Source organism: Ensifer sp. NPDC090286, assembly GCF_044769565.1.
Taxonomy (GTDB): domain Bacteria; phylum Pseudomonadota; class Alphaproteobacteria; order Rhizobiales; family Rhizobiaceae; genus Ensifer.
The window spans coordinates 1,640,620-1,664,071 of the sequence record NZ_JBIVYF010000001.1 but is presented as its reverse complement, the minus strand read 5'-3'; the positions used below and the strand labels follow the sequence as shown (position 1 = coordinate 1,664,071).

35 protein-coding genes are annotated in these 23,452 nt (G+C 59.1%); 26 read left to right on the top strand and 9 right to left on the bottom strand.

The annotated features are described in order from the left end of the window. Positions 1-229: 229 nt before the first annotated feature. Positions 230-1,948, bottom strand: a complete 1,719-nt coding sequence (locus ACIQUG_RS08335; RefSeq protein ID WP_402319583.1) for an ATP-dependent nuclease — start codon at positions 1,946-1,948, stop codon at positions 230-232. A gap of 359 nt (positions 1,949-2,307) precedes the next feature. Here ACIQUG_RS08335 and ACIQUG_RS08330 point away from each other — a divergent pair, with 359 nt between their 5' ends. Beyond that, the gene (locus ACIQUG_RS08330) at positions 2,308-2,928 is read left to right on the top strand and encodes a putative metallopeptidase (RefSeq protein WP_402319581.1); all 621 of its coding nucleotides are present in this window, start codon (positions 2,308-2,310) and stop codon (positions 2,926-2,928) included. Here ACIQUG_RS08330 and ACIQUG_RS08325 read toward each other — a convergent pair. Beyond that, positions 2,925-3,371, bottom strand: coding sequence for a hypothetical protein (locus ACIQUG_RS08325; RefSeq protein ID WP_402319578.1), 447 nt, complete (start codon positions 3,369-3,371; stop codon positions 2,925-2,927). The genes ACIQUG_RS08330 and ACIQUG_RS08325 overlap by 4 nt on opposite strands. A 31-nt stretch (positions 3,372-3,402) precedes the next feature. On the opposite strand from ACIQUG_RS08325, the gene ACIQUG_RS08320 reads away from it, so the two are divergent. The 3 genes from ACIQUG_RS08320 to ACIQUG_RS08310 are packed head-to-tail and all read left to right on the top strand — an operon-like array spanning position 3,403 to position 6,612. Next, positions 3,403-3,867: a DUF2280 domain-containing protein gene (locus ACIQUG_RS08320; protein WP_402319575.1), complete on the top strand. Its 465-nt coding sequence runs from the start codon at positions 3,403-3,405 to the stop codon at positions 3,865-3,867. Beyond that, the gene (gene terL / locus ACIQUG_RS08315) at positions 3,854-5,242 is read left to right on the top strand and encodes a phage terminase large subunit (RefSeq protein ID WP_402319572.1); all 1,389 of its coding nucleotides are present in this window, start codon (positions 3,854-3,856) and stop codon (positions 5,240-5,242) included. The genes ACIQUG_RS08320 and terL overlap by 14 nt, the downstream gene beginning before the upstream one ends. Positions 5,243-5,250: 8 nt before the next feature. Next, positions 5,251-6,612 (top strand): DUF1073 domain-containing protein, encoded by a 1,362-nt coding sequence (locus ACIQUG_RS08310; RefSeq protein WP_402319569.1) that lies wholly within the window; start codon positions 5,251-5,253, stop codon positions 6,610-6,612. Here ACIQUG_RS08310 and ACIQUG_RS08305 read toward each other — a convergent pair whose 3' ends face one another. Next, a complete protein-coding gene (locus ACIQUG_RS08305) occupies positions 6,613-6,978 on the bottom strand; it encodes a DUF4160 domain-containing protein (RefSeq protein ID WP_402319566.1) in 366 nt (121 codons plus the stop codon). It abuts the gene before it with no gap. Positions 6,979-7,029: 51 nt separating this feature from the next. Between ACIQUG_RS08305 and ACIQUG_RS08300 the strand changes: the two genes are divergently transcribed. From ACIQUG_RS08300 to ACIQUG_RS08240, 13 genes are all read left to right on the top strand, one after another. Then, positions 7,030-8,178 (top strand): DUF2213 domain-containing protein, encoded by a 1,149-nt coding sequence (locus ACIQUG_RS08300; protein WP_402319563.1) that lies wholly within the window; start codon positions 7,030-7,032, stop codon positions 8,176-8,178. After that, on the top strand, positions 8,178-8,642 hold the full coding sequence (locus tag ACIQUG_RS08295) for a hypothetical protein (RefSeq protein ID WP_402319560.1): 465 nt from the start codon (positions 8,178-8,180) through the stop codon (positions 8,640-8,642). The genes ACIQUG_RS08300 and ACIQUG_RS08295 overlap by 1 nt, the downstream gene beginning before the upstream one ends. An 11-nt stretch (positions 8,643-8,653) precedes the next feature. Then, positions 8,654-9,592: a DUF2184 domain-containing protein gene (locus tag ACIQUG_RS08290; RefSeq protein WP_113736489.1), complete on the top strand. Its 939-nt coding sequence runs from the start codon at positions 8,654-8,656 to the stop codon at positions 9,590-9,592. 12 nt (positions 9,593-9,604) lie between these two features. Continuing rightward, a complete protein-coding gene (locus ACIQUG_RS08285) occupies positions 9,605-9,964 on the top strand; it encodes a hypothetical protein (protein ID WP_402319557.1) in 360 nt (119 codons plus the stop codon). Positions 9,965-9,993: 29 nt separating this feature from the next. Further along, entirely contained in the window at positions 9,994-10,488 is a 495-nt protein-coding gene (locus ACIQUG_RS08280) for a DnaT-like ssDNA-binding protein (protein WP_402319554.1), read from the top strand. Positions 10,489-10,608: 120 nt separating this feature from the next. Beyond that, entirely contained in the window at positions 10,609-11,355 is a 747-nt protein-coding gene (locus ACIQUG_RS08275) for a hypothetical protein (RefSeq protein WP_402319552.1), read from the top strand. A 32-nt stretch (positions 11,356-11,387) separates the two neighbouring features. Beyond that, positions 11,388-11,750: a hypothetical protein gene (locus ACIQUG_RS08270; RefSeq protein ID WP_402319549.1), complete on the top strand. Its 363-nt coding sequence runs from the start codon at positions 11,388-11,390 to the stop codon at positions 11,748-11,750. A gap of 82 nt (positions 11,751-11,832) precedes the next feature. Continuing rightward, a complete protein-coding gene (locus tag ACIQUG_RS08265) occupies positions 11,833-12,192 on the top strand; it encodes a hypothetical protein (RefSeq protein WP_402319546.1) in 360 nt (119 codons plus the stop codon). A gap of 72 nt (positions 12,193-12,264) precedes the next feature. After that, entirely contained in the window at positions 12,265-13,302 is a 1,038-nt protein-coding gene (locus tag ACIQUG_RS08260; protein WP_402319543.1) for a phage minor head protein, read from the top strand. Continuing rightward, on the top strand, positions 13,302-13,748 hold the full coding sequence (locus ACIQUG_RS08255) for an HK97 gp10 family phage protein (protein ID WP_402319541.1): 447 nt from the start codon (positions 13,302-13,304) through the stop codon (positions 13,746-13,748). The genes ACIQUG_RS08260 and ACIQUG_RS08255 overlap by 1 nt, the downstream gene beginning before the upstream one ends. Positions 13,749-13,954: 206 nt before the next feature. Next, a complete protein-coding gene (locus ACIQUG_RS08250; protein WP_402319538.1) occupies positions 13,955-14,380 on the top strand; it encodes a phage tail terminator-like protein in 426 nt (141 codons plus the stop codon). Between the two features lies 1 nt (position 14,381). Continuing rightward, complete coding sequence (locus ACIQUG_RS08245; protein ID WP_402319536.1) at positions 14,382-14,867, top strand: hypothetical protein; 486 nt, start codon at positions 14,382-14,384, stop codon at positions 14,865-14,867. 13 nt (positions 14,868-14,880) lie between these two features. Beyond that, the gene (locus ACIQUG_RS08240) at positions 14,881-15,270 is read left to right on the top strand and encodes a hypothetical protein (RefSeq protein WP_090429185.1); all 390 of its coding nucleotides are present in this window, start codon (positions 14,881-14,883) and stop codon (positions 15,268-15,270) included. On the opposite strand, the gene ACIQUG_RS08235 is transcribed toward ACIQUG_RS08240, so the two are convergent. Continuing rightward, a complete protein-coding gene (locus ACIQUG_RS08235) occupies positions 15,267-15,389 on the bottom strand; it encodes a hypothetical protein (protein WP_402320685.1) in 123 nt (40 codons plus the stop codon). The genes ACIQUG_RS08240 and ACIQUG_RS08235 overlap by 4 nt on opposite strands. Here ACIQUG_RS08235 and ACIQUG_RS08230 point away from each other — a divergent pair. Then, positions 15,378-15,611, top strand: a complete 234-nt coding sequence (locus tag ACIQUG_RS08230; RefSeq protein ID WP_402319533.1) for a hypothetical protein — start codon at positions 15,378-15,380, stop codon at positions 15,609-15,611. The two genes, ACIQUG_RS08235 and ACIQUG_RS08230, sit on opposite strands and share 12 nt — an antisense overlap. Positions 15,612-15,617: 6 nt before the next feature. Here ACIQUG_RS08230 and ACIQUG_RS08225 read toward each other — a convergent pair whose 3' ends face one another. From ACIQUG_RS08225 to ACIQUG_RS08210, 4 genes are all read right to left on the bottom strand, one after another. After that, entirely contained in the window at positions 15,618-16,583 is a 966-nt protein-coding gene (locus tag ACIQUG_RS08225) for a hypothetical protein (protein WP_402319530.1), read from the bottom strand. Between the two features lie 75 nt (positions 16,584-16,658). Then, positions 16,659-16,838 carry a hypothetical protein gene (locus ACIQUG_RS08220; RefSeq protein ID WP_402319527.1) on the bottom strand — a complete coding sequence of 60 codons (180 nt, stop codon included), beginning with the start codon at positions 16,836-16,838 and terminating at the stop codon, positions 16,659-16,661. After that, complete coding sequence (locus ACIQUG_RS08215; protein WP_402319524.1) at positions 16,835-17,044, bottom strand: hypothetical protein; 210 nt, start codon at positions 17,042-17,044, stop codon at positions 16,835-16,837. The genes ACIQUG_RS08220 and ACIQUG_RS08215 overlap by 4 nt, the downstream gene beginning before the upstream one ends. A gap of 219 nt (positions 17,045-17,263) precedes the next feature. Further along, the gene (locus ACIQUG_RS08210; RefSeq protein ID WP_402319520.1) at positions 17,264-17,599 is read right to left on the bottom strand and encodes a hypothetical protein; all 336 of its coding nucleotides are present in this window, start codon (positions 17,597-17,599) and stop codon (positions 17,264-17,266) included. 81 nt (positions 17,600-17,680) lie between these two features. Between ACIQUG_RS08210 and ACIQUG_RS08205 the strand changes: the two genes are divergently transcribed. The 4 genes from ACIQUG_RS08205 (at position 17,681) to ACIQUG_RS08190 (ending at position 19,085) form a co-directional block, all read left to right on the top strand. After that, the gene (locus ACIQUG_RS08205) at positions 17,681-17,842 is read left to right on the top strand and encodes an Arc family DNA-binding protein (RefSeq protein ID WP_402319517.1); all 162 of its coding nucleotides are present in this window, start codon (positions 17,681-17,683) and stop codon (positions 17,840-17,842) included. Positions 17,843-17,920: 78 nt separating this feature from the next. Further along, positions 17,921-18,616 (top strand): phage antirepressor KilAC domain-containing protein, encoded by a 696-nt coding sequence (locus ACIQUG_RS08200; RefSeq protein WP_402319514.1) that lies wholly within the window; start codon positions 17,921-17,923, stop codon positions 18,614-18,616. Continuing rightward, entirely contained in the window at positions 18,613-18,753 is a 141-nt protein-coding gene (locus ACIQUG_RS08195; protein ID WP_402319512.1) for a hypothetical protein, read from the top strand. The genes ACIQUG_RS08200 and ACIQUG_RS08195 overlap by 4 nt, the downstream gene beginning before the upstream one ends. Then, a complete protein-coding gene (locus ACIQUG_RS08190) occupies positions 18,750-19,085 on the top strand; it encodes a hypothetical protein (RefSeq protein WP_402319510.1) in 336 nt (111 codons plus the stop codon). The genes ACIQUG_RS08195 and ACIQUG_RS08190 overlap by 4 nt, the downstream gene beginning before the upstream one ends. A gap of 35 nt (positions 19,086-19,120) precedes the next feature. On the opposite strand, the gene ACIQUG_RS08185 is transcribed toward ACIQUG_RS08190, so the two are convergent. After that, on the bottom strand, positions 19,121-19,516 hold the full coding sequence (locus ACIQUG_RS08185) for a hypothetical protein (protein ID WP_402319507.1): 396 nt from the start codon (positions 19,514-19,516) through the stop codon (positions 19,121-19,123). A gap of 60 nt (positions 19,517-19,576) precedes the next feature. Between ACIQUG_RS08185 and ACIQUG_RS08180 the strand changes: the two genes are divergently transcribed. The 4 genes from ACIQUG_RS08180 to ACIQUG_RS08165 are packed head-to-tail and all read left to right on the top strand — an operon-like array spanning position 19,577 to position 23,447. Further along, positions 19,577-21,688 (top strand): phage tail length tape measure family protein, encoded by a 2,112-nt coding sequence (locus tag ACIQUG_RS08180; protein ID WP_402319504.1) that lies wholly within the window; start codon positions 19,577-19,579, stop codon positions 21,686-21,688. Between the two features lie 2 nt (positions 21,689-21,690). Then, positions 21,691-22,344 carry a hypothetical protein gene (locus ACIQUG_RS08175; protein WP_402319501.1) on the top strand — a complete coding sequence of 218 codons (654 nt, stop codon included), beginning with the start codon at positions 21,691-21,693 and terminating at the stop codon, positions 22,342-22,344. A 9-nt stretch (positions 22,345-22,353) separates the two neighbouring features. Beyond that, positions 22,354-23,031 carry a hypothetical protein gene (locus ACIQUG_RS08170; RefSeq protein WP_402319498.1) on the top strand — a complete coding sequence of 226 codons (678 nt, stop codon included), beginning with the start codon at positions 22,354-22,356 and terminating at the stop codon, positions 23,029-23,031. Further along, on the top strand, positions 23,028-23,447 hold the full coding sequence (locus ACIQUG_RS08165) for a DUF6950 family protein (protein ID WP_402319496.1): 420 nt from the start codon (positions 23,028-23,030) through the stop codon (positions 23,445-23,447). Before ACIQUG_RS08170 ends, ACIQUG_RS08165 begins: the two co-directional genes overlap by 4 nt. Positions 23,448-23,452: the final 5 nt, after the last annotated feature.

The following is a 23,452-nucleotide window of genomic DNA, read 5'->3' as shown; positions in this document are numbered from 1 at the left end:
GCGGCAAACACGATACAGCGCCAGAGAGCCCCGCGCCGGTTTGTCACCCGGTGGGGGGCGCTTTCATTTCAGATTGCCCGGTAGTGCTGCTGGAAAATGCAGATAGACCCCGACTGGGCAAGAGCGACCACCCAATGACCGCAGTCTATGCGCAGGGTGGTCGCCTTCAAATCGAAGCGGAGGGATACGCGGACGCTATGCTCGGCTCCGTTTAATAGCTCCAGTCACGTTAAAGTCGGTTCCAAGAACGAATATGGCGGCATAGATCATCAAGACGCTCCTTTAGGTCCAGATGATGCAAGTCATCACCTTGCAACGCAGATGCTGCCGAGTGTGCGAGGCCCACCTTGTTCTCTTGGAACTGTTTAAGATAGCTATGCTGGGGAATTGCGTCGTAAATCCCTGCCTCGAAAGGTCCTTTGTTGACCAAAAGTTCATATACCCTTCTAGGGACGTAGTTCTCGATCTCGCGGCCTTCAGTTATCCAGACATACCCACCCATCGCTTCAACCTCGTCCTTGACGCGCTTTTTAGTGGAATTTATTGCCATCCGAGGCTTTTTCGCTTTTGCCTTGCCGACCGCGGGTTTTCCGAGATGTCTGTCACTGTCAATCACAATGGCTGCGTTCCGGTTTAGCCCAAGAATCGAGATCAGTTCTCGATTGTCGCCGGGAGGTGAGCTTTCCAAGTGGGAGAGCAATCGACCTCCATAGAACATCATTGAGTAATGAACGCCTTCTTTCAGCTCACCTTCGCTGGAGAGGTCTATCCACTTCCGAATGTAAATTCTATCAGATGGTCCCTCTACCCAGATAACGCCATTCGCCTGAAGGAGGTCGGATGCTCTAATATCTAGGTCATCGAGTATCGCTCGCTGCTCCAGATACATAGACGACGACGTCGCGGATGCCACACCTTTGACGTTTTGGACATGGATTATTTGGCTGTCCTCGCGGCGCGACGCCCAGTCGATACCAATTGGTGAGTGAGATGTGAGAACAAGTATAAAGCCGTGCTCCTCTCGTTTCCGGGCCAGAAAGTTTAAGAGGCGACGCAATAGAGCTGGATGTAAGTTGTTCTCGGGCTCCTCGACAGCAAATACGATCTTACCCCAATTGACCCCCGCCAAGACGGAATGGAGACGGAGGTAACAGAGGATGATGAATACCGATTGCAGGCTGCTACCAGATTGCGACAAGCGTACTTCACCTTTGACGCTCTCTTCGAGAAATATCTCCCAAAGGCCGTTATCGTCCTCCCGGCATGAAATTCGTTCAAACTCGCTGTCCCCCGAGTAAATTTCGTTTAGCTCCTCAAGCAAATCGACTTCGACGGTGGCGCGGTCGTATTGCTCTTGGTTAATGAAGCCACGGATCGTGTTCGTGGTTCCCTTCCCATTCGGAGACAGCGAAAGGGCAGGGTTCCTGACCTCAGGCACAACGTCCCGCTCAGCTGCCACCCTAATCAATGTGAAACCATCGAATGGCCAATCGCTGTTGCTGGCGAGATCGGAGCTCAGAGAACGTGCGGTGTCGTCTCTGACACTATCAAGTGTAATACCCTCAATCAGAGAAGCTTGACCTCGCTCATCGAGTGATTTGAGAATTCTGGCATCAAGGAATCTTTTACCATACTGCCAGTGGTTTCCGGGCAGATGGCCGCCGCTGGTGCTTTCTTGAAAATGTCGTCTGAGTTGTGTCTCCGTCAGTATTGTTGAGACGACTATCTCAAAGTGCTCTGCTCCCCTCCTATGTTGTCGCTCTTTGAATGACTTCCCTCGCGATGAAGCTAGGTCGAACAGATCGACTAGTGCCGATTTACCGGTGTTATTCTTGCCGATAATGACATTGATAGGTCTGATAGATTCAAAACCAGCTGCGACATCGCCAAAGCACTTGTAATTTTTGACCTTCAATAACGTATTTTCAAATCCTGAAAGTTTGGACATGTACTCGCCTAGTTTACAACAGAAGCCTTTTTGCCGGCGCGTATCCTCAAGCGATTGAATAAATTTTCTGTTTCTTTCGGGGGCTGGGTTTCAGGTTAGCAATCCGAGACAACGGCGACAGGACAGAAACAATCGATCCCGAAATGCCAGGCTAACGACCTCACCGGACTTCCACCCCGTTAGAGCTTGAATAACAACCAAATCAAGATGACTCACGGCGGCAAGCGTCAAGGCGCCGGCCGGAAGAAAGGCGCCGTCAGCCAGGCGAAGCGTGACCTGTCAGAGATCACGAGTTGCGCCATGGGCGGGTCGCGAGAAATCCAACGGCAAGTAATGCAGAGCCAATAATCGTGAGATTGATGCGCCCAGAACCTCCTTCTGCGATGTTTGACGACATCACTTCGCCAGCCTTCGCGCTAGCGTGTGACATGCCCGTCTGGGTGGATGCGACGTTCCTCGACCTGGCGTCCCCAGTGTTCAACCCGGACCACGCCCATTTGAAGCACGCTGACATCGGCTACCTCTGGACGACTGTCGGCAACAGCAAGAAGGGCCGCCGCGTCATCGGCCAGTGCGAGACAGGATCTCCCCAGGGCACGATGGGCAAGTGGTCCCGCGCTCGTGCCGAGATGCAGGTCAAGCAGTGGTTCGGCGACGTCCCGGATTTCATCATCACGTTGGACGCCGATTACTGCCGAGGGTGCGGAGACGCCGAATTCATGGCGCTGGTCGAGCATGAGCTGTACCACGCCGCCCAGCACGTTGATGCTTTCGGCGCACCCAAGTTCAGCAAGTCGACCGGCCGCCCGGTGTTCGTCATCCGCGGTCACGATGTCGAAGAATTCGTCGGTGTGGTCAGACGCTATGGGGCAGATGCCGCTGGTGTCCGTGCCATGATCGACGCAGGCAACCAGAAACCCGAGGTCGCCCGAGTGCAGATCGCGCATGCATGCGGCACCTGCCAGCTTAGGGTGGCTTAGGGCAGCGCTTTGTGAAAAATGTCGTTAAGTTCAATCGCTAGCTTGTCGAACCGCATGCACGCGTCGTCAATTCCTTCGATCGTCCATTCGACGTTCTTCCCATCCTTGTAGCGTCCTAGTCTTTGACCGTCAGTGGCGGTAAAGGGGTGGGCGTGGAGAAGATCGTTGCGGATCGCAACAAGGCGAAACAAATCCGCATAGCCATCCCGTAGGCGTGCATAGGTGACGTCGCTGACTTTTGTTTTCGCTGACTTCACCGTCGATTTGAACAGGGCGGCAATCTTTCCGCCGGCAAGCTCATTTGTCGATGAAATCGCGAAGCCCTGGTCAAGTTTCTGTGCGAGCCAGATCACCTGCCATTCAAGATATGAGTAGCTGTATGTCGCCTGTCCCAGTGCGAGAAGGTACGCCGGATCAGAGGGTACTCGGGATTTGTAGGTCATATGATTCTCCTGACGGGAGCCTGACACAAGCATGGCCAAGGGTACACTGAAGGACGAGGTCAAAACCTTCATCGTCCAAAGCCTCTCATGCTTCGACACGCCGTCTGTTGTCGTCGAGGCAGTCAGGAAGGAATTCGGCGCCACGATCACGCGCCAGTCGGTTGAAGGCTATGACCCGACGAAGAAAGCGGGCAGCAACCTCGCAGAGAAGTGGCGGATGCTGTTCGAAGAGACCCGCAAGACCTTCCTTGAGGATACCGCCACGATCGCGATCAGCCATCGCGCCGTTCGTCTCCGCGCTCTTCAGCGCATGGCAGACAAGGCAGAGAACCAGGGCAACATGGTGCTGGCATCGTCACTCTTGAAGCAAGCGGCGGAAGAGGTTGGCGGCGCATATACGAACCGGCGTGAGATCACCGGCAAGGATGGCAAGGACCTGCCGACGCCGGTCTCCCCGGTGACGATCTTCCAGTTGCCCGATAATGGCAGGGTTTGAGCAAGGGCAGGGCGCCCAGACGGTCATCCGGCCACAGCCGGGCCCGCAGACATCATTCCTCGCCTCGCCGGCGGATATCGCCATCTACGGCGGCTCGGCAGGCGGCGGCAAAACGTGGGCGCTCCTCATGGAGCCGCTGCGCCATGTCACCAACCCGCAGTTTGGCGCGGTCTTCTTCCGGCGCACGCTGGTGCAGGTCCGAAACGAAGGCGGTCTATGGGACGAGAGCGAGAAGCTGTATCCCAGCCTGAATGCAAAGCCGAAGGTCGCGCCCGACCTGTCATGGACGTTCCCTGCCGGGTCGTCGGTCAGCTTTGCCCACCTTGAGCACGACAAGACGGTATCGAACTGGCAGGGCTCGCAGATCCCGCTGATTTGCTTCGACGAGCTCACGCACTTCAGTGCAAAGCAGTTCTGGTACTTGCTGTCGCGCAACCGTTCGATGTGCGGCGTCAGGCCGTATGTCAGAGCGACCTGCAACCCGGACGCAGATAGCTGGGTTGCCGAGTTCATTTCGTGGTGGATCAACCAGGATACCGGTCTCCCGATACCGGAGCGGGCCGGCGTCCTTCGTTGGTTCGTTCGAATCGGCGACGCCATCATCTGGGCAGATGATCCGGACGAGCTCGCAGACTACAAGAACCCGGTGGACGGCAAGCCGATCCCGCCGAAGTCGGTGACCTTCATCCCGGCGAAACTGACGGACAACGCCGCGCTCATGGCGGCCGACCCCGGATACCTCGCCAACCTAATGGCCCTGCCGACGGTTGAGCGCGAGCGCCTCCTCGGCGGCAACTGGAAGATCAGGCCTGCAGCCGGCCTCTTGTTCCGCCGCGGCTGGTGTGAGGTCGTCGATGCAATCCCGGCCGGCGCGCGATGGATGCGAGGCTGGGACCTTGGCGCGACGCCAAAGACAGAGGGCAACGATCCGGACTGGACCGCCGGTACCAAGATCGGAAAGCTGCCCGACGGTCGATACATCGTAGCGCATCACTGCCGAGAGCGAATGTCTCCCTCCGGTGTCGAGCGCCTGATCAGGAACACGGCGGAAGCCGATGGCAAGGACGTGCATGTCTCACTGCCACAGGACCCCGGGCAGGCCGGTAAATCGCAGGTCACCAACCTGACCAAGCTGCTTGCAGGCTTCACCGTCCGGGCCACGCCCGAATCCGGTGACAAGATCACGCGTTTCAGCCCGTTCTCAGCCCAGGCGGAAGCGGGCAACGTCCTGGTCCTGCGCGGACCATGGAACGAGACTTGGTTTTCGTCGCTCGAGGGTTTCCCTGAAGCGGCACACGATGACGACGCCGACAGCACGAGCCGAGCATTCAATGCGCTTCTGAGCGCGAGCACGTACACGCTGGCGAACGTTTAGGGGCGGACATGGGAAACAACATCATCGCTTTCGTCCGCGACAGCCTGACGAACATGGTCGCCAACCTTGGCACCAGTCGGGATAAGGCGTCGGCGACCTTCTACTCGATGCCGATGCTTTCGGACGAGGAGTTGCTCAACGCCTATCGTGGCGCGTGGCTGCCGCGGAAGATCGTCGATATCCCGGCATTCGACAGCGTTCGCGCCTGGCGTGATTGGCAGGCGAAGAAAGCCCAGATCGAGGCTATCGAAAAGGAAGAGACGCGCCTCAACGTCAAGGGCAAGATCCTCGACGCCAAGGTCAAGGCTCGGCTTTGGGGTGGCGCCGCCATCGTCATAGGTACCGGCGATCTGGAACTCAGTACGTCTCTCGACGTCGAGCGCGTTGGCAAGGGTGGATTGAAGTACCTCACGGTCATGTCAAAGCGCAATCTCACCGCTGGCGAGATCGAGCGAGACCCGGCGTCGGAATGGTACGGCAAGCCCAAGCTCTATCAGGTGAGTTCGGCAGGCGGCCAGCAGCTTGAAATTCATCCGTCTCGCGTGGTCATCTTCAATGGCGCCGCCCAGCCGGACGAGGAGTTTTTCACCACATCTCAGGGCTGGGGCGACAGCGTGCTTCTCTCCGTCGTCGAGGCGATCAAGCAGGCCGACGGTACCGCGGCGAACATTGCCAGCCTCGTCTTCGAGGCCAAGGTAAACGTGATCCGCATTCCGGATTTCATGCAGAACCTCGGCAACGCCGAGTATCGCGCCAAGATCATGGAGCGCTACACGCTCGCGGCCACGGCCAAGGGCATCAACGGCGACCTCCTTCTCGACAAGGAAGAGGAGTTCGAACAGAAGCAGGCGAATTTCGCCACGCTGCCCGACGTCCTGATGTCGTTTCTGCAGATCGTTTCGGGTGCTGCCGACATTCCGGCAACGCGTCTCCTCGGCCAGTCCCCGGCAGGGATGAATGCCACGGGCGAAAGCGACCTGCGCAACTACTACGATCGCCTGCAAGCCATGCAGTCGGTTGAGATGACGCCGGCCATGGCGCGCCTCGACGAGTGCATCATTCGCAGCGCCCTTGGATCGCGTGACCCGGATATCTACTACGAGTGGGCGCCGCTGTGGGGCATGTCGGAGAAAGAAAAGGCAGACGTCTTCAAGACAAAGGCTGACGCCGCTCGCCAATTGGTGGGCACTTCACCGGGGCAGGAAATTATTCCTCGCGAAGCTGTGTCCGATGCATTGGTGAACGTCCTGGTCGAGGACGGTTCGTTGCCGGGGCTCGATTCCGCAATAGACGAATATGGGGAACTATCCGAGCAAGAGCCGCACGAGGCCGAAGAGCGTGCAGCGCTGGAAGCTCAGAAGCTCCTCTGATCACGGTTCATCGGGGATAGGCACTGTCCCAACTTTGCACCCCGCAGGCCGCGACTCATTCCAATAAATGGCGATCGTGCGCTTGTGCTTGCTCCACCATAACTGGATCATTTTCTCATGCCGCTCCAGACCGCGAGCTTTTGGAAGCCTTCTGCCGGTTAAAATACAGAAGCTGGCATCTTCACCGTTGTACCTCACATGGAAGTGAGGCGGAGGATGCTCGTTTGAGCGAACTTCTACGGTCAGCTTACCGTCAATCAAATCTACTCGGTGTTTCTCGTTGTATCCATTCGGCCCCGTGCTGCCCAAGAGCAGCCGAAGCTCTCTTTCTAGACGGTCGTCCAAGCGAAATCCGACGGTTTCCATAGTTTCCAAGCTTTCAAACGGCGTCGCAGCCGACAACGCAGAGGGCTTTACATGCAGTTTATCGATGCCGCAACCTTCGCGGGCACGCGACGGACCGCCGACGGCTACCTTGTCGCGGACGTTAAGACCGCCCGCACTGGCATCCAGCTTTATGCCGGCCGTGAGGTCGGGAAGCCGGAAATGCAGTCGGTGAAGGTCTACCGATCGGCAGAGCAGGTTTTCGACAAGGCCAGCCTCGGAAGCTACGCGCACAAGCCGGTGACGAACGATCATCCGACGCAAGCGGTGACCGCCGACACGTGGAAGGCCGTATCGGTTGGCCAGATCGGCGACGAGGTCGCCCGCGACGGTGAGTTCGTCCGCATCCCGCTCGTCGTCATGGATGCAGCGGCGATCAAGGCGATCGACGAGGGCAAGCGCGAGCTTTCCGCCGGCTACACCTGCGATCTCGCATGGGAGTCAGGCACAACGCCCGAGGGCGAGGCCTACGACGCCATCCAGAAAGATATCCGGATCAACCACGTCGCCATCGTCGAGCGTGGCCGCGCCGGATCACAAGCTCGCATCGGCGACGGTGTGGGACAGTGGGGCGCTGCCCCGTTCACCAGTGATCAGAAACCGCAAGAGGAAAAGATCATGACCCTGAAGACGGTTACCGTCGATGGCATCCCGGTTGAAGTAACCGATCAGGGTGCCACGGTGATCGGCACGCTGCAGCAGCGCCTTGCCGACGCCATTTCCAAGCTTACCGCCACCGAAACGGCACATCAGACGGCTCTGGCCGCCAAGGATGCCGAACTGGCGAAGAAGGATGCCGAGATCGATGCCACGAAGGCCAAGGTGCTTTCCGACGCCGACCTCGACAAGCGCGTCGCGGGCCGCGCCGATCTCATCGCGAAGGCCAATGTCCTGGCGAAGGACGTCAAGACCGAAGGCCTTTCCGATGCTGCCATCCGCAAGGCTGTCGTCGTCGCCAGGATTGGCGATGCCGCCGTCGCCGACAAGTCGGAAGCCTACATCGATGCCCGCTTCGATACGCTCGTCGAGGACGCGGCCAAGGGCGGCGCCGATCCGTTCCGCACCGTCGTCAAGCAGGGGCTTACCTCCGACGCGGACCTCACCGACTCCAACAAGGCCTACGAAGCAATGCTTGCCCGCGATCGTAACGCCTGGCTGGGCAATCAGAAGGAGAACGCATAATGGCCTTCCCGACAGTATCCTATTCTCGCGACACGCCGGCGGGCTATGCCGGCATGATCGCCACCACTGAACCTGGCTGGAATGTTTCAGCCATCGTCGAGGCGGGCTCCGGTGACATTCCGTTCGGTCGCGGTGTCATCTTTGGCACCGTCGAAGACACGGTGAGGCTGCCGACGGCGCTCGGCAAGTTCGCCGGCGTCGCGATCGCAGACCGGACCGTGCCGGCCGCGAATGGCGAAGTGTTCAAGCCGTACGACCAGCTCAGCGTTCGCAAGAACGGTTCCATCTGGGTCATCGCGGTTGTGGCCGTCGCCCACGGCGATGCGGTCTACATGACGCCGACCGGCACGTTCACAAACGTGTCGAACTCGGCGGCAAACCAACTCATCGAAAATGCCGAATGGGCAAGCGTCACGAGCGGCACCAACCAGCTCGCGCGCCTGCGCCTGGGCGTCACCAAGTAAGGAGAACGCACATGTTCACCACTGACGCGCCCGCGCTGGCGCTGAACTTCCTTCGCACGGCTCAGAATTACATCGAGCCAGGCATCTACGCTCGCCAGTATCCCGACTTCCAGTATCGCGAGCTCGTGCCGGTCGACAACTCGGCGCCGGACTGGACCACCGCCATCGACTTCTTCTCGATGGGTGATGACGTCGGCCAGGCTCGCGAGTTCGCGGCGGATGGCGATGACATCCCGTTCGTCGACTTCAAGCTCGACAGCGGCAATAGCCGTGTCTGGATGGCGGCGATCGGCTACCGGTACAATCTGCAGGAGCTTGCCCATGCCCAGGCATACGGCATCCGCCTGCAGAACGACCGCGCCGACGCTGCCCGCCGCAAGTACGAGCAGTATGTCGACAACGTCGCTTTCCTTGGCCGCGCCAAGCTCGGCATGACTGGGCTGCTCAACACCACGTCCGTCACGGCCATCACCGCGGCGAACGGGGCGGGCGGTACCGCGACCTGGACCACCAAGACGGCCGACGAGATCCTTGCCGACGTCAACAGTGTCCTTGGCGTCATCTTCACCGCCTCGAACGGCATCGAGCAGGCAGACACCATTCTGCTCGACCAGGATCGTTATGCACTCATCGCCACGAAGCGTCTCGACGCGACGATGACCACGACGATCCTGGAGCATATCCAGCGGGCGAACATCTACACCATTCGCACCGGTCGTCCGCTGACCATTCGGGCGGTGTTCGGTCTGGAGACCGCGGGTGCCGGCAGCACTCACCGCATGGTGGCTTACCGCCGCTCGCCCGACGTCGTGAAGATGCACGTGCCGATGCCGCTTCGCTGGCTGCAGGCCGAACAGCGTCTGCTGAAGTTCGAAGTGCCGGGCATCTTCCGTCTCGGCGGTGTCGAAGTTCGTCGTCCGGGCGCGATGCGCTACCTCGACGGCATCTGAGGAGTATTCGCTATGTCCAAGCTTACTATTCAGAATACGCGCCCGGGCGGCTTCGGCATTCCGGGCGGTCCGGTCATTGCCGGAGGCGGCTCGCTCGAGGTCGAAGCATCAGACTGGAAGACGGTCAAGGATCATCCCGTGGTCAAAGCCTGGGTGGATGCCGGCCATCTGACCCTTGATGGTGACGAGGATGCGGACGAAGGCGGCGGTTCGAAGTCAGTGACCGACGTCCTCGCAATGGCGGCCGACCCGAACGTGCAGTTCATGTCGTTCAAGTCCGCGGCCTCCAAGCTTCTCGGCGACAAGACGCCGGCGAAGAAGGACGAGATCATCGCGGCGCTCGAAGACCTCGCAACCAAGCCCGGCGCATAAGCGCCTGCTTCTACCCATCGGAGAACGACATGGCTGGATACGGCGATAACGACGGCTTCACGGCGTACGCTACGGCGGCCGGCTATGTCTTCCCCGACGGTACGACCGATGCCCAGAAAACCGCAGCGCGCCAGCGCGGCTCTCTGGTGATCGATCGGTACGAACCTCGGTTCAGTGGCCGTCGCATCGGCGGATACGCTCAAGAGCGGGCATGGCCGCGCACTGGGGCGCAGACCTATTACGGCGAGGCGATCCCGTCGGCAGAGGTCCCGGTCGCAATCATCAACGCTTCATACGAGGCGGCATTCCTTGAACTGACGAACCCGGGCAGCCTGTCGCCCGTCGTCACCGGCACATCGACCGTGAAGCGTGAGAAGGTCGGACAGATCGAGGTCGAATACGCGACATCTCCCTCTGGCGACATCGACTATGCAGTCGCGCTCACAACACCGGTTGTCACCGTGGTCGAGGGGATACTGTGGCCATTCGTCATGGCAAGTTCGCCGGCCATCGCAGTCGTCTGACGATAGAGTGATTTTTGCCGCACATCAATAAATTGCGTGTGATCTCGACAAATGTAAACGTACAGTTAATATTTGACCCTTCGAACGCGGGAGGGGGCAATGAGGAACTCATTGGGGTGCTTGTCGGCGATTGTTTTGTCTGGGTGTAATACACTACCCACATTGCCAGAAAGCGAACCGGAAAGTATAGCTAAATTATCAGGTATTATTCAGTGTGAAATACAAACGACGTTCGCAAACAACAAGGCGGCGGCGTCGAAATTTGAGCACTGGACGGCGACTTACATTATAACACAATACACGACTGATAATGCCGGAGTAGGGGTAAATCCAATAACATGGCTGGCCCCAGTCGGGGTGGATAAGCTACTTTACTCGGCCAATCTAGATGTGGCGCGGGAGTCGTATAGAAACGGAAAAGTAGAGTACAGCTTTAATCTCGATAGTGATCGAAAGTCTTGCGAAAAATCTGCGAGTTACACCAACATAAAGGTTGATCCGAGTGATTTCAGGCTGAAAGAGTGGGTGTCTCAAATGTCGAATGACGACACACCTATGAACAACTTTAGCTACTCGGTTCGCGTGCAAGTTACTACGGCGGCAGGCGTTGGTTCTGAATTTGAGAACGGAAAGTGGACTGCTGCTGGTGGGGCGGTGGGCAGCCGGGTCGCGGTGAAAACTGTTGATTTCGCATTTACACCGCCTCCGCCCGAGCAGAAGCCAATGGAAGTTACGATCGTATCTCAAAAGGCGAAGGGCCGAGTTCGCCGAGGGGCCGTGCCGCTTTTTAACATCTTGGAAAATCGTTCGATTATTCAAGGACAGCAATTGGATAGGGTTTCGCCTAACGGCATCTTGGACAGATGACAGGTATTGCGAGAACGATCAAAGAGGCTGGCATGGAAAACCGTACATACAGAGGTCTTCAGGTCACGGCGCAGCGCCTCATATCCAAGTTCGGCCAAGCCGGCTTGGTCACCTGCGTGACGCCGCCCGATCCTGTCCTCGGTGGCGACCCTGTCGTCACCTCATACCCCGCCACACTCGTCCCGATGGCCTACGAGGCCCGCTACATCGACGGCACGACCATCCGCAGCGGCGATATGCAGATCTACATCAGCGCCGTTGGGCTAGCGATCGAGCCGACCGTCGGCGACGTCGTCACCGCCAACGGTACTGACTACGCCATCGTGGCGGGTGACCCGAACCGTTACGACGGCGTGACCAACGTCGTGTTTATCGTCCAAGGAAGACCGGCTTAGCCGACGTCATTCTTCGAAAATGATTCGCTTTTTTAGGAGGGTGTGATTTGATCTACTCGCAACTTTAAGCGGAGGCTTGGAAATGATAAAATACGTCGCATTTTCATTTCTTGCTTTGATTACGGGTTTTGGCGCCAGGCAGGCATATGCCGAAGATCTGGTGCTGACATTTCATAACCAAACCGGTGAAGAGCATAGGGGTTGTGTACTGCTTGGCTACACGTCATCGGGCGAAAGGAAGAGCTCTTCAATTCGCCCTGTGCCGGGAAACGGAAGCTTCACGTTCCGTCTCCCGGACTGCGGTCAATACAAAGAGTGGAGATTCGTGGCCGCGCTTGATTATTCCGACAAGCCCGAAAACGCCGATGTCGTCCTGATGGATACAGGCAAAAGAGCGGTCACAAAGTGCGACTGGACGGTCACCGGCAAAAAAGGTGGCTAGTCAATTGGGGCCCGCTTCGGCGGGCCCATCTTAGCGCCACGCTAGGTTGGTTGCTTGTACGCAGGGCGAAAAATGACATTTGACGAACTGCTCGCCACGTTCGAGCCGAAGCTGGCCACTGCGTTCCGCGATGCGATCGACGAGATCCGCTCGTCCATCGTTCTGGCTCGTGTCATCGAGCGGCTTGAGCGCGGTGACATCAATGGTGCGGTCGACGCCATGCAGATCGAACCGGAGGCTTTCTCAGCTCTCGAAATCGCCCTCCAGGAAGCCTTCAATGCCGGCGGCACGAATGCCGTCGCAGAACTGCCAAAGGTGACAGACCCACAGGGCAACCGCGTCATCTGGCGCTTCGGCGTTCGAAACCCGGCCGCAGAAGCCATCTTGCGTGAACTGTCGTCGACGATGGTCACGCACATCACCGACGATCAGAGGCAGGGCATCTGCCATGCGCTGGAAGCCGGACTGGCCCGAGGCGCGAACCCGCGCGCGACAGCGCTCGACGTTGTCGGCCGCGTCAACCGGGTGACCAAGCAGCGCGAGGGTGGCGTCATCGGCCTCACTCGCCACCAGATCGCGTTTATTGAGCGTGCTCGCGTCAATCTGGCATCGGGTGACCCGAAGCTCATGAGCGAGTACTTCGAGCTCAAAACCCGCGACAAGCGGTTCGATCGCGCCATCGCAGCAGCCATCCGGGACGGGAGGCCGATCACGGGCGACGCGCTGGGAAAGATCATCGGTCGGCTCCGCGACAAGAACCTGGTTCTCCGCGGCGAGATGCTGGCGCGTACCGAAACCATGATGGCGCTCGGCTCGGCTCGCGACGAAGCGATCCGCCAACAGATCGAAGGCGGGAAGGTTCAGGCGCAGGACGTCATCAAAACCTGGCGTTCGGCCGGGGACAATCGCGTTCGCCACTCGCACCGCCATTTGAATGGAAAAACTGTCGGCCTCGACGAGACGTTCCAGAGCCCTTCAGGCTCGATCCTTCGCTATCCGGGCGACCCGCGCGCGCCAATCAGCGAAATTTCGGGCTGCCGCTGCCGGCTTGAATACAAGGTCGATTACATCGGCGCGGTGGCGCGACGCTTCCGAGCCGAAGCGGTCTGATGACGACGCTCTCGTTCAGCGCTGCAGTCGCTCAATGGGCCGACAAGGTCGAGGGCGCGGTTGACGCAGTCTTCAAGGAAAGCGTGCAAGAGGTCGTCGAGGAGATGCAGACGCCAGTCGGGCAGGGCGGGCGGATGCGGGTCGATACCGGCTTTCTGCGGGCGTCGCTGCTTGCATCTTCGACATCGATGCCGGCGATTGTAGCCTCTGCGAACCCGGTTGCGGGTACGGGGTACTCCGCGGATTTCGCGCAGATCGAGGCCGTCATTGCCGGCGCCGATATCGGAGACACGCTCTATTTCGGTTACACGGCCTCATATGCCGGACACCGAGAGTATGGCGCAAGCGGTCAGCCCGCCGATGGTTTCGTGCGGATGGCCGCTCAGAACTGGCCGATTATTGTTGATCGCAAGGCGGCAGAACTGAAGGCTCGCCTGGGACTTTGATCGCGGAGTTCGTCTCCGTTCCCTTATCCATGGAAACCAGCAAACCAAGTTGAAGCACGGTCAGTGCTTTGCGCGCCGCTTTCAAACTGGTGTCGCCACGAACCGTCGCGCCGTCGCCGCGTCCCAATGCCAGTAGGGCGGCGTAGATGCGCCCATAGACTTCATCGTCGCTGAGAGGCGGCTTTTCGGACATAGGCAATCGATACATGGCGACCGGTACCGACGCAATCATCTTCACGGCGCTGGCCGATCGGCTGCGCGCAATGCCTCAGGTGTTGCCGATCGCCGGGCCGAACGTCGTGTTTCCGGCCGCCGGTCAGCAACTGCCGGCGAAGTACCTGCGTCTGTCCTTCATGCCGAACCGCACGCGGCAGATCACCATGGGCGACGACCCGCAGCAGAAGCGGGGGCTGCTTCAAGTCTCGGTCGTCTGGCCGGTCGGGCAAGGCATCATCGGTGCGCTCGAAGTCGTCGACCAGATCATCGACCACTTCAAGGACCAGACACTCTTCGCCTCTGGCGTGAGGATCACGATCAGCAGCGAGCCATGGGCGGCAGGACCGCTCCAAGAGAGTGAGCGGGTGCAGATCCCGGTCACCATTCCCTACCACGCCTTCGAACCGGAGAACTGACATGGCAAACAAGGCAACGAAGAAGGGCAGCAAAGTCTATGTTTGCGCGCTCGCCCAGAATACCGATCTCATCCAGTCCGCCTATGTGGCGTTGACCTGGGTGCAGGTCGGGAAGGTCGGAAACGTCGGCGATTTCGGCGCCGACAGCACGATGAATAGCTACAACACGCTCGACGAGCCGGTGACCCAGAAGCAGAAGGGCACGGCGAACGCCGGCGACCCTCAGATCGAGGTCGCATCCGTCTTCGACGATGCCGGCCAGATGATCCTACGCACTTTCGGCGACCCGCTCAACCTCGACAACATGGCGATCAAGATCGAGCGCAACGACGGCGGCGCCGGCAAAACCAACACGATCTTCTACAGCCGTGGCGTCGTCTCGGGCCCGCTCTACCCGGGCGGCGGCTCCGACGATTTCGAGCTCGAACGCTTCACGATCGGCCTCAACCAATTGCCGATCCGCGTGAACCCGACCACCATCCCGTAAGCAAAGGTGAAACATGGACATTTCGAAGCTCGTCAATTCCGAGCAGCTCTACGAACTCAAGCTCACCGGCCCGGACACCGATGAGCCGATCGGCATCCGCTTCATGATCCGCTCGACCGAAAGCGATGCGGTGAAGCGGATCGCGCGCCAGCACAGCGACAAGTTCCTCGCCAGTCGGAAGAAGAAGCTGACCGCCTCTAAGGTCGAGGCCGAGTACCTGGACCGGGCGGCCGCTGCCATCGCCTCATGGGATTGGGGTGATCACGACTGGAAGGGCGAGAAACCCGAATGCAACTTCGAGAAGGCCCGTGAGGTCCTGGAAGAGGCCGGCTGGATCTATGACCAGGTTGCTTCTGCCGCGGAGGACCGCGCAAATTTTACGAAGAGCTCGGCGAAGCCCTAGCCGAGGCAGTTGCCGTCATTGCCCGGTATGACAGTGTCCGGGACAAGGACGGCGAGACCCGGCGAGATCGCAACGAGGCTTTCGAGACCGACAGCCCCGATCCGGACGTGCCTGAGCACGGCGCCTTCATCTGGGATTGGTTCTGGGAACTCCGGCAGTCACAGCCGCCGGGGTTCTCGGGGCCGGTTCCCATCTCAAACCTCGAACTTCAGGCCTGGTGCAAACTCTCGGGCAACATTGTCACTCGAGAGGAGGTGGGCATTCTCCGGGCGATGGATGTCCGGTTCTGCTCCGAGATCGAGAAGGAAAGCGAGGCAATCAGGGTACGGGAAGCAGATTAGGCTGCCCTATCCTGTCGTCCCCAACAGCAGAGTTTGGAACCGATAGTTGTTAGAAATAGGAGCGTAGTAATCCGCTTGGTGCGAAGCGACTGCTGCTCGGTAGCCAGGATCTTTGCAGACCTCTTGAAGGAGTTCGAGTGCTTGCTCTTCCTTGCCTATTTGAGCAAGGACCCCCGAAAGGTTGTACTGGGCATCCAGTTTGGCGCGGGCATCATGAGCGAGCTCCAAACCGATTCTGAGGTCGGCTTCAGCCTCCCGCAAACGCCCAAGGCGCTTAAACATTGCGCCTCGATAGACGAACAACTTCGATCTGGTATCTGGCGACAGGTCTTTTGGAGCAAGTGCGATTGCCTCGCCGTAGGCTCGAGCTGCAGAGAGGTTCGTCGCGTCCCCGTTTCGTTGGTTCGCGAGTGACACGCCGTGGGCGAGATGGGTGCGCCAATCTGCTGTGTCTGAAATCGCAACCTGTTCGAACTGCTGAGCTGCGAACTCATAGTCCTTGCCGAAAAAAGCGGACGTCGCGATTGCGCTTCGAAGTTCTGGTTCGATGGTTGGGACCGATTCAGCCCGCAGTTCGTCGATCTTCCTAATATCGTCCTTGATGGCGGCCCCATCAAGTTTGCTCGCGGGCGGTGACTGGGAAGGCTTCTCCTGAAGCAAAATCTGAGTGAACTCTTCAAGTGCAGGAGGCGTTGCCAGCCCTTGCAGTTTTTTCAACTCGTTGATCCTGTCGTCAATTTCCTTCAAGCGCTGGGCTGCTTTGATGTCCGCTTTTAGTTCGGCGATCTCGACGTCCTTTTCAGCGAGTTGGCTTCCAAGCGCTGCCTTCTCCGCGTCGTGCTGCGCAACACGGTTCTTGCTACTGCGATCGATCAGGGCGATTGCAACACCTAGAAGGGCTGCCACAACACCCGTAACTCCCGCGACGCCTTTCCAAAAATCTTCGTCTGCCAAAAGATTTGCGTCTGTCATGAGATTTGCCCCCTCGCGATGATGGCACAACCTCCTTTCGCGTCCATTCGCCCAAAAGTAGTACGGTGCGATTGTCTAAATCCCAAGCGGATCGCCGCCACCTTGCACCTCGCCCTCGGTCACCGGCAGATACCCATGCCCGATCAACCAGTCGCGGAGGATGCGGCGCAGCGCCTCTTCGCGGTCGGCGTTCTCTTCGGCCATATAGGAGGCGAGGGCGGTTTCGATGTCGGTGCCTTCGCTGACGGAAGTCATTTGTCGTCCTTTGGTGGCCATCCGGTTTTGGCGGCCGTCAGATGCCGCGCATTTTCAGGGGTGAAAGCTTCGACTTTGGCGTAGGACGTGCCGTAGTAGGTGATCTCAACATTGCCCGGATAATGCAATTCGTTGGACTTGAGGTGATCGATAAGAGCCTTCCTGCCGTGGTTTTGGTCAAATGCGAATTCACCAATAGCGCTCATGTGGAAAATCCCTGTGGATAGTCTGTCTGGGGGCCGATCGCTCGTAAACTGTTGAGATTAAAGCATCCGCCACTAATTTTTGGTCAGTGGATCCTGACTAACCTATTGTTCTTATTGATAGACGTTCCCCACCTGTCGGATGAAATGTCGGATGTCAGCCTGTTGCCAGACAACCGTTAGTCCTGACAGCTTGCGCGGGTGTTCAACGGGTAGAGGAGGTTATCGCTTGTCTTTCCCGGGGCTTTTGGGGCTGGGCACTTCGCTGGATGCCTCCCTTTTTTCCCGCTCTGTGCGAAGCCATGCTTTCATGATCGAGATTTCTTCTCGCGTCTCTCGCATCAAAGCTTCTTGCGTGTCGAGTTTTTTTGTCAGCACCTCTGCGAGCTCGGAAGGTCCCTCGTTGATTTTATCGTCAAAATCCATCGCAAAAGTGAGCCTCGTGAGGATTTCCGCGTGCATGGTGACGCCGCGAGACTCTGCTGCCTCGAAGATACGATCGTACAGCGTCTTGGGTAGGCGCAGGCTCGTCCGGACTATATCTTGATCTTTTTCCATTTGACGTCATTTTGGCGCTTGACGTCACTTTGACGTCTGATACGTTGGTGACGTCAATTAGACGTCAGAAAGAAGGAGTACATGGAAAACGTTAAAAGGTCGAGTCTCACGTTGCGCCTGCCGGCGCCACTGCGTGATTGGCTCGCGGCGAAAGCCAAGGAAAACTTCACGTCACTCAATGACGAGATAATCCGACTAATACGTGAAGGCCAAGAAAAGGAAAAAGGCGAAGCACCGGCCTAGGAAACCAGCTTCGCCTTTCCGAATGAACGCCGCCTTGCAGGGCGGCCTCCCTATCAACACGGTTTTAGGAGAACCGAGATGACTGACGTGATCATTACCACGGCGGCCGGCGCATTGACAATGTCTAGCCGCGAGATCGCCGACCTCACCGGAAAGCGTCACCCTGATGTCAAGCGTGACATTGAGAAGATGCTGGCCGACCTCGAGGAAGATGTGAGCAAATTTGCGCACATCTATCTCGACACCATGAACCGCCAGCAGACCGAGTATCTGCTTGATCGTGAACTGACTGAAACTCTGCTCCTGGGCTACAGCGCCCCGCTTCGCCGTAAGGTACTTGCTCGGCTGCGCGAACTGGAAGGAATGGTCGCAAATCCAGCGTCCGCGCTGAATGACCCTTCATCGCTGCGTAAGCTTCTTCTCGACAACGTCGAAAAAGTACTCGCGCTCGAAAGCAAGATCGATGCTGACAAGCCGAAGACATCTTTCTATGACGCCTACATTAACTCTGACGGGCTGTACACGCTTCAGAACGCGGCAAGGTCGATGAATTGCCGTCCCAACCTGTTCGTGCGGTGGCTCAAACAGAAGTACATGTTCTACCAAGGCACTGCGCTCGTGCCGCGGGTTCAGTACATTCAGGCGGGAATTTTTGAGGTCAAGAGCGAGATTGTCGACGACAAGGCGCGGCCACGGTCGTACATCACGGCAAAAGGGCTCGAATACTTCGTTTCACGCGTTCCCGAGGAGATCAAGATCGGGCGAGCAGCATGATCAAGCTCTCCTCTCTCGCCCAAAACCCGGTCGTCGCGGCATTTCTTGCCCGCGGCGAGCGCGACACCGGTAACACCTACGCCGTCCCCACCACTCCAAAGCCGGTTCTGACCGGTGGAGAGGCGGTGCCAGCATGAATCGCAGGACCTTCATCCGCGGTGCGGTCGTCGCCGCATCCACTCCGGCAACGATTGGTTTGGTCGCTTACGATCCGCTGATGAGCGCGATCACCGAGTACAGGGCCGGATTGATTGCCTTCGGCCGCCTCACTGACGAGGAGTATGGAACAGTCGAGACGTATGAGCCGTGGCAAGCCATCCTCGACAATTGGAACGAGCCCGCTAGGACCAGAGAGAGTGCGCTCGAGGCACTTCGTTTTGCGTTGGGTGATGAAGATGGCGTCTACGGCTGCGAGGCGGCAGACCGGATGGTGCGAGCCGTGATCGGATACCTCGAAAACGCTGCTTAGCCTGCAACAACCAGAGGCGGCCTTCGGGCCGCCTTCTACTTGAATTCTTCCTTGGTGCCGTCTTCGTAGACCACGCCTTCTACGCAAGCCTCAACGACCACATCGGCCTTGTTGATGGTTAGAATGCGGGGGACAACCAAACTTCCGACATCTATGTCGAGCGCGAACTTGGAATTCGCAGGAACAGCGTCATCGCGAGGAATCTCGAAGGCGCCCATGTCTTTGCCCAGCGCATCGCGGAACGTGACGTAGCCAGAGACCATCCGGGCCGGCTTCTTGAGAGAGCTGGAAATTTCAAGCGAGTATTGGGTGGTAGCCTCGCCTTTCGCTGCGGCTGTCCAGCCAAGGACGACGAGAGGGGCGCCTTGCCCACACGCCGCCGACGCAGAAGGGGCGGCGGCGAGGAACAACAGCAAACTAGCCAAGCGCATGGATCATCCTCCGATTGAATCGGCGGGACGATAGCGCACGTTCTCCGAAAAGGAAAAGCTATGGCAGACATCGCCCAACTCGGCATCCAGGTAAAGACGGACGGGACCGAGCGCGCCACGACGGAACTGAACAAGGTATCCGGTGCGGCCGCGCGCGCGCAGGCAGAAGTTGAGGGGCTCACCGTGGCCAATCGCGGTGTGACTGGTGCTGCTTCCGCGGCCGCGAAGGCGTATGCAAGTGAGGGCGCGGCGGCCGCTGCTGCATCGAAGCAAATCCATTTGTTGAATGTGGCTGCCAATCAGAACAGCCACGGCGCGGCGGGGCGAGGCAATCTCGCCAATATCGCCGCCCAATTCCAAGACATCGCCGTTTCCGCCCAGATGGGCATGGGGCCAATGCAGATCGCGTTGCAGCAAGGAACTCAGCTCGCAGCTGTGCTGTCGACGATGGAGAACCCCGTCCGAGGACTCGGTGAAGCATTCCTGTCGGTCATTTCCCCGGTGAGCCTTGTCACCATCGGCGTCATTGCGCTTGTTGCAGCGCTACTGCAGCTTGCGAACTGGTCAAAACTCGCTCAGTCCGCATTGATCGGTCTCGCGGACGTACTTGAACCGGTCGCGCCATTTGCTGTGGCAGCAGCAGCGGCTTTGACCCTGCTATACGCTCCAACGATTGTCGGCGGCATCATCTCGTTGGTTGCGCTTCTCGCACGCCTCGTCGTGCAGCTAGGCATCGTCGCGGGCGCGTTCGCCTTGGCAAACCCTGCAATCGCGTTCGTGGCCGGCATCACCGCCGCTGTCGCAGCGGCAATCGTCTTCCGCGATGAACTGAAGGGGATCTTCGGACGCGACATCGTCGCCGACGCGAAAAACGGCGTCAACGCGGTCATCGGGGCTTTCGTCGGTGGATATGAGTCGATCAAGGCGGTCTGGGGGAAGTTGCCGGATGCCATCGGAGATTTCGTCTACTCAACTGCTGATAGGGTCATCGGCGGCATCGAAGCCATGGTTCAGAAGGCAGTGGATGGGCTCAACAACCTGGTCAACAATTACGCCCTTTGGATGGAGTCTATTGGGCAGCCACTGAAGAACTACAATGATTTCATTATTGAGCCGGTGAAGTTTGATCGGCCTGAGAACCCCTATCGTGGCGCTGCTGGCGCAGCGATGAAGGCCGCCAGTGATGCCTACAACTCGGCTCAGGGCAAAGACTACGTCGGGGGTGTGGTTGACGCGATCGGCCGCGGTGCATCGGCCGCGTCCGACAAACTCCGAGAGCTCGCCAAGGGTCTTACCGACGTCGATGAGAAGTCGAAGACGAAGCGCGGCAAAAGCGACCTTGAGAAATACGACGACATCGTGAAGGGCGCCGAGCGCCAGATCTCGATGCTTGAGGCGGAACGTGACGCTCTGGGCCTGACGGCCGAAGCCGCCGCCGCGCTCCGCTACGAACAGCAGTTCCTGAACGAGGCCCAGCAGCGCGGCATCTCACTCACCGACGTCCAGAAGAGCGAGCTTTCGGCACTCGCTCAGACCATGGCGTCGATCGAGGAGCAGACCCGCCTGATGGGCGAGGCGATGGATTTCGGGAAGCACCTGACGCGGGGCTTCTTCGACGACTTCTTTGCCGGCATTGAGCGCGGGAAGTCGGTTTGGGCATCCTTCGGAGATGCTGCACTCGGCGTCCTCGATCGGATCGCCGATAAGCTCCTGACCGATGTCATCGACGCGGTGTTCACCGTCGGCAACGCAGGCAAGGGCGGGGGCGGTCTGTTCGGCCTGCTTGGTGGTCTCTTCGGCGGTTCGTCCGCGGCCGATCCTTGGGCTGGAATGCGGGGCTACGCGGCAGGGACGCCTTCTGCCCGCCCGGGTGTTGCCTGGGTCGGGGAGAAGGGGCCGGAGCTCGTGCGCTTCAAGGGCGGTGAAGAGGTCATCCCGAACCACCGGCTTTCCGGCGTGACGCCGATGCGCGCACCGGCGAACCAGAACCAGACGACCCGCTTTGAGTTTCACAGCAAGATCTCTGTCTCCGGCAACGGCGACAAGGAATTGATGGAACGCATGAGGGTCGCGACCGAGCAGCAGATGCAGGCGGGCTTCGACGAGTTTTCGCGATCGGTCCTGCCCGGCCGCGTCAGCGAAATCAACAACGATCCTTATGCGGTGGGCTGATCATGGCGCTTGTTTTTCCACGGCCCATCGCGGAGTTCGCTGACAAGCTCCGGCTGTCGTCGGTCAAGTTCTGGCTCGACGGGCAGGAGGAATACTCCGGGCTCGGTTCCGGCGAGTTCCTGGCGGCGGATCTAGGGCCAAAGATCTGGAAGGCGGAGGTTTCGATCATGGACCTGCGCCATGCCGACGCGGCGGAGGTGCAGGCCTTGATAGAGAGCATGGATGGTTCGATAGGAACCTTCTACCTCTTTGACCCTCGCAAGCAGTATCCACGGTTCGATCCCGGCGGCGTAATCCTCGGCGCCGCCGCTCCGGCCATCGCATCGATCGGCGCCAACCGGAAATCGCTGACGGTGTCGGGTTTGCCGGCCGGCTATAAGCTCTCGGTCGGCGATCTCTTCCACCACGACTACGGCAGCAACCCGGTGCGCCGTGCGTTTCACCGTGTTGCGGAAGTAGCGACAGCCAACGGCGCCGGCGCCACGAACACCTTCGAAGTGCGTCCGCACCTGAAACCCGGCGCGGCAGTCGGGCAGGCAATCACCCTGATCAAGCCCGCCCCCAAGATGAAGATCATTCCCGGTTCTTTCGATCCGGGAGCCGGCGAAAACGTCTTCACGTCGGGCATGCGCTTCCAGGCGCAACAGACCCTCTAAGGAACCGACATGGTCAGAGCAGTAGACGGCGCAACGTCTGCCTATGTGCAGGCCCGCCAAGGTGTGATCCCGCGTAGCTTCGTCTGGATCACGGCGAAGAACCGGACAACCGGCGCGCTGGAATCGATCGGGTTCTGGAATGGCGAAGATACCGTCGACGTGACGGTCATGTCGGGTGAGACCGGCCTGCCAGTCACGCGCACCTATCACGCCTGGGGGGCAATCTTGAGTGTCGGCCAGATCAAGCGCTCTCCGGAAATCGCTATTCGCACGGTGCAAATCGCCCTTAGCCAGGTGAGCGCCGCCGTGCAGCAAGCGTTCCGGGGCTACAACACGCGGTTGGCGCCGATCGAGATCCATCGTGGTTTCCTCGATCTCGACACTCACGAGCTGATCGCGCCGCCGATCATTCAACAATTCGGCTTCATCAACAAGGCGCCGATCAAAACGCCGGCCAAGGGTGGCGAAGGCGGGATTGCTGTCGATGTCGTTTCGCATGCCCGCGTGCTCACCCGCACCAACCCGGCGAAGAAGTCGGACGAAAGCCAGAAGCGCCGGAGCGGCGATCGTTTCCGGCGCTACGGTGGCGTCGCCGGTCAATGGGAATTCTGGTGGGGCGAACACAAGGGCACGCTCACGCCGCCTCCGGCATCCAGCAATCAGGAACAGTTCAGGGGCGGTCAATGAAACGGCTCGACGATTGGTATCCGCGCCTCGCCGCCTACGTCTCGAGCGTGCGACGGCTGCCGTTCGAATATGGCCGGCACGACTGCGCGTTGTTCGCGGCCGGGGCCGTCGCGGCGATGACGGGCACCGACCCGGCCGCCAAGCTTCGCGGCAAGTACTCCACGCTTGCGGGCGGCCTCAAGAAGCTTCGCCGGCTCGGCTTTGACAATCATGCGGACTTCGCCGCGTCGATCCTGCCCGAAGTGATGGAGGGACCGGCCTTCGGCCAGATCGGCGATATCGCCGCCCTCGACCTTGGCGGCGGCGCGTGGTCGCTCGGGCTCGTGCAGGGCTCTCGCATCTTCGTCACGCAACCTGATAGCGCCGGCCTCGGCTCTGTCGACCTTCTCACGGCGTCTCGCCTCTTCCGGGTCTGATCCTT

Bases quoted from the DNA above. Each gene is read 5' to 3' on its own strand.
- ACIQUG_RS08335 (WP_402319583.1), bottom strand. From the start codon at position 1,948: ATGTCCAAACTTTCAGGATTTGAAAATACGTTATTGAAGGTCAAAAAT.
- ACIQUG_RS08330 (WP_402319581.1), top strand. From the start codon at position 2,308: ATGCGCCCAGAACCTCCTTCTGCGATGTTTGACGACATCACTTCGCCA.
- ACIQUG_RS08325 (WP_402319578.1), bottom strand. From the start codon at position 3,371: ATGACCTACAAATCCCGAGTACCCTCTGATCCGGCGTACCTTCTCGCA.
- ACIQUG_RS08320 (WP_402319575.1), top strand. From the start codon at position 3,403: ATGGCCAAGGGTACACTGAAGGACGAGGTCAAAACCTTCATCGTCCAA.
- terL (WP_402319572.1), top strand. From the start codon at position 3,854: ATGGCAGGGTTTGAGCAAGGGCAGGGCGCCCAGACGGTCATCCGGCCA.
- ACIQUG_RS08310 (WP_402319569.1), top strand. From the start codon at position 5,251: ATGGGAAACAACATCATCGCTTTCGTCCGCGACAGCCTGACGAACATG.
- ACIQUG_RS08305 (WP_402319566.1), bottom strand. From the start codon at position 6,978: ATGGAAACCGTCGGATTTCGCTTGGACGACCGTCTAGAAAGAGAGCTT.
- ACIQUG_RS08300 (WP_402319563.1), top strand. From the start codon at position 7,030: ATGCAGTTTATCGATGCCGCAACCTTCGCGGGCACGCGACGGACCGCC.
- ACIQUG_RS08295 (WP_402319560.1), top strand. From the start codon at position 8,178: ATGGCCTTCCCGACAGTATCCTATTCTCGCGACACGCCGGCGGGCTAT.
- ACIQUG_RS08290 (WP_113736489.1), top strand. From the start codon at position 8,654: ATGTTCACCACTGACGCGCCCGCGCTGGCGCTGAACTTCCTTCGCACG.
- ACIQUG_RS08285 (WP_402319557.1), top strand. From the start codon at position 9,605: ATGTCCAAGCTTACTATTCAGAATACGCGCCCGGGCGGCTTCGGCATT.
- ACIQUG_RS08280 (WP_402319554.1), top strand. From the start codon at position 9,994: ATGGCTGGATACGGCGATAACGACGGCTTCACGGCGTACGCTACGGCG.
- ACIQUG_RS08270 (WP_402319549.1), top strand. From the start codon at position 11,388: ATGGAAAACCGTACATACAGAGGTCTTCAGGTCACGGCGCAGCGCCTC.
- ACIQUG_RS08265 (WP_402319546.1), top strand. From the start codon at position 11,833: ATGATAAAATACGTCGCATTTTCATTTCTTGCTTTGATTACGGGTTTT.
- ACIQUG_RS08260 (WP_402319543.1), top strand. From the start codon at position 12,265: ATGACATTTGACGAACTGCTCGCCACGTTCGAGCCGAAGCTGGCCACT.
- ACIQUG_RS08255 (WP_402319541.1), top strand. From the start codon at position 13,302: ATGACGACGCTCTCGTTCAGCGCTGCAGTCGCTCAATGGGCCGACAAG.
- ACIQUG_RS08250 (WP_402319538.1), top strand. From the start codon at position 13,955: ATGGCGACCGGTACCGACGCAATCATCTTCACGGCGCTGGCCGATCGG.
- ACIQUG_RS08245 (WP_402319536.1), top strand. From the start codon at position 14,382: ATGGCAAACAAGGCAACGAAGAAGGGCAGCAAAGTCTATGTTTGCGCG.
- ACIQUG_RS08240 (WP_090429185.1), top strand. From the start codon at position 14,881: ATGGACATTTCGAAGCTCGTCAATTCCGAGCAGCTCTACGAACTCAAG.
- ACIQUG_RS08225 (WP_402319530.1), bottom strand. From the start codon at position 16,583: ATGACAGACGCAAATCTTTTGGCAGACGAAGATTTTTGGAAAGGCGTC.
- ACIQUG_RS08220 (WP_402319527.1), bottom strand. From the start codon at position 16,838: ATGACTTCCGTCAGCGAAGGCACCGACATCGAAACCGCCCTCGCCTCC.
- ACIQUG_RS08215 (WP_402319524.1), bottom strand. From the start codon at position 17,044: ATGAGCGCTATTGGTGAATTCGCATTTGACCAAAACCACGGCAGGAAG.
- ACIQUG_RS08210 (WP_402319520.1), bottom strand. From the start codon at position 17,599: ATGGAAAAAGATCAAGATATAGTCCGGACGAGCCTGCGCCTACCCAAG.
- ACIQUG_RS08205 (WP_402319517.1), top strand. From the start codon at position 17,681: ATGGAAAACGTTAAAAGGTCGAGTCTCACGTTGCGCCTGCCGGCGCCA.
- ACIQUG_RS08200 (WP_402319514.1), top strand. From the start codon at position 17,921: ATGACTGACGTGATCATTACCACGGCGGCCGGCGCATTGACAATGTCT.
- ACIQUG_RS08195 (WP_402319512.1), top strand. From the start codon at position 18,613: ATGATCAAGCTCTCCTCTCTCGCCCAAAACCCGGTCGTCGCGGCATTT.
- ACIQUG_RS08190 (WP_402319510.1), top strand. From the start codon at position 18,750: ATGAATCGCAGGACCTTCATCCGCGGTGCGGTCGTCGCCGCATCCACT.
- ACIQUG_RS08185 (WP_402319507.1), bottom strand. From the start codon at position 19,516: ATGCGCTTGGCTAGTTTGCTGTTGTTCCTCGCCGCCGCCCCTTCTGCG.
- ACIQUG_RS08180 (WP_402319504.1), top strand. From the start codon at position 19,577: ATGGCAGACATCGCCCAACTCGGCATCCAGGTAAAGACGGACGGGACC.
- ACIQUG_RS08175 (WP_402319501.1), top strand. From the start codon at position 21,691: ATGGCGCTTGTTTTTCCACGGCCCATCGCGGAGTTCGCTGACAAGCTC.
- ACIQUG_RS08170 (WP_402319498.1), top strand. From the start codon at position 22,354: ATGGTCAGAGCAGTAGACGGCGCAACGTCTGCCTATGTGCAGGCCCGC.
- ACIQUG_RS08165 (WP_402319496.1), top strand. From the start codon at position 23,028: ATGAAACGGCTCGACGATTGGTATCCGCGCCTCGCCGCCTACGTCTCG.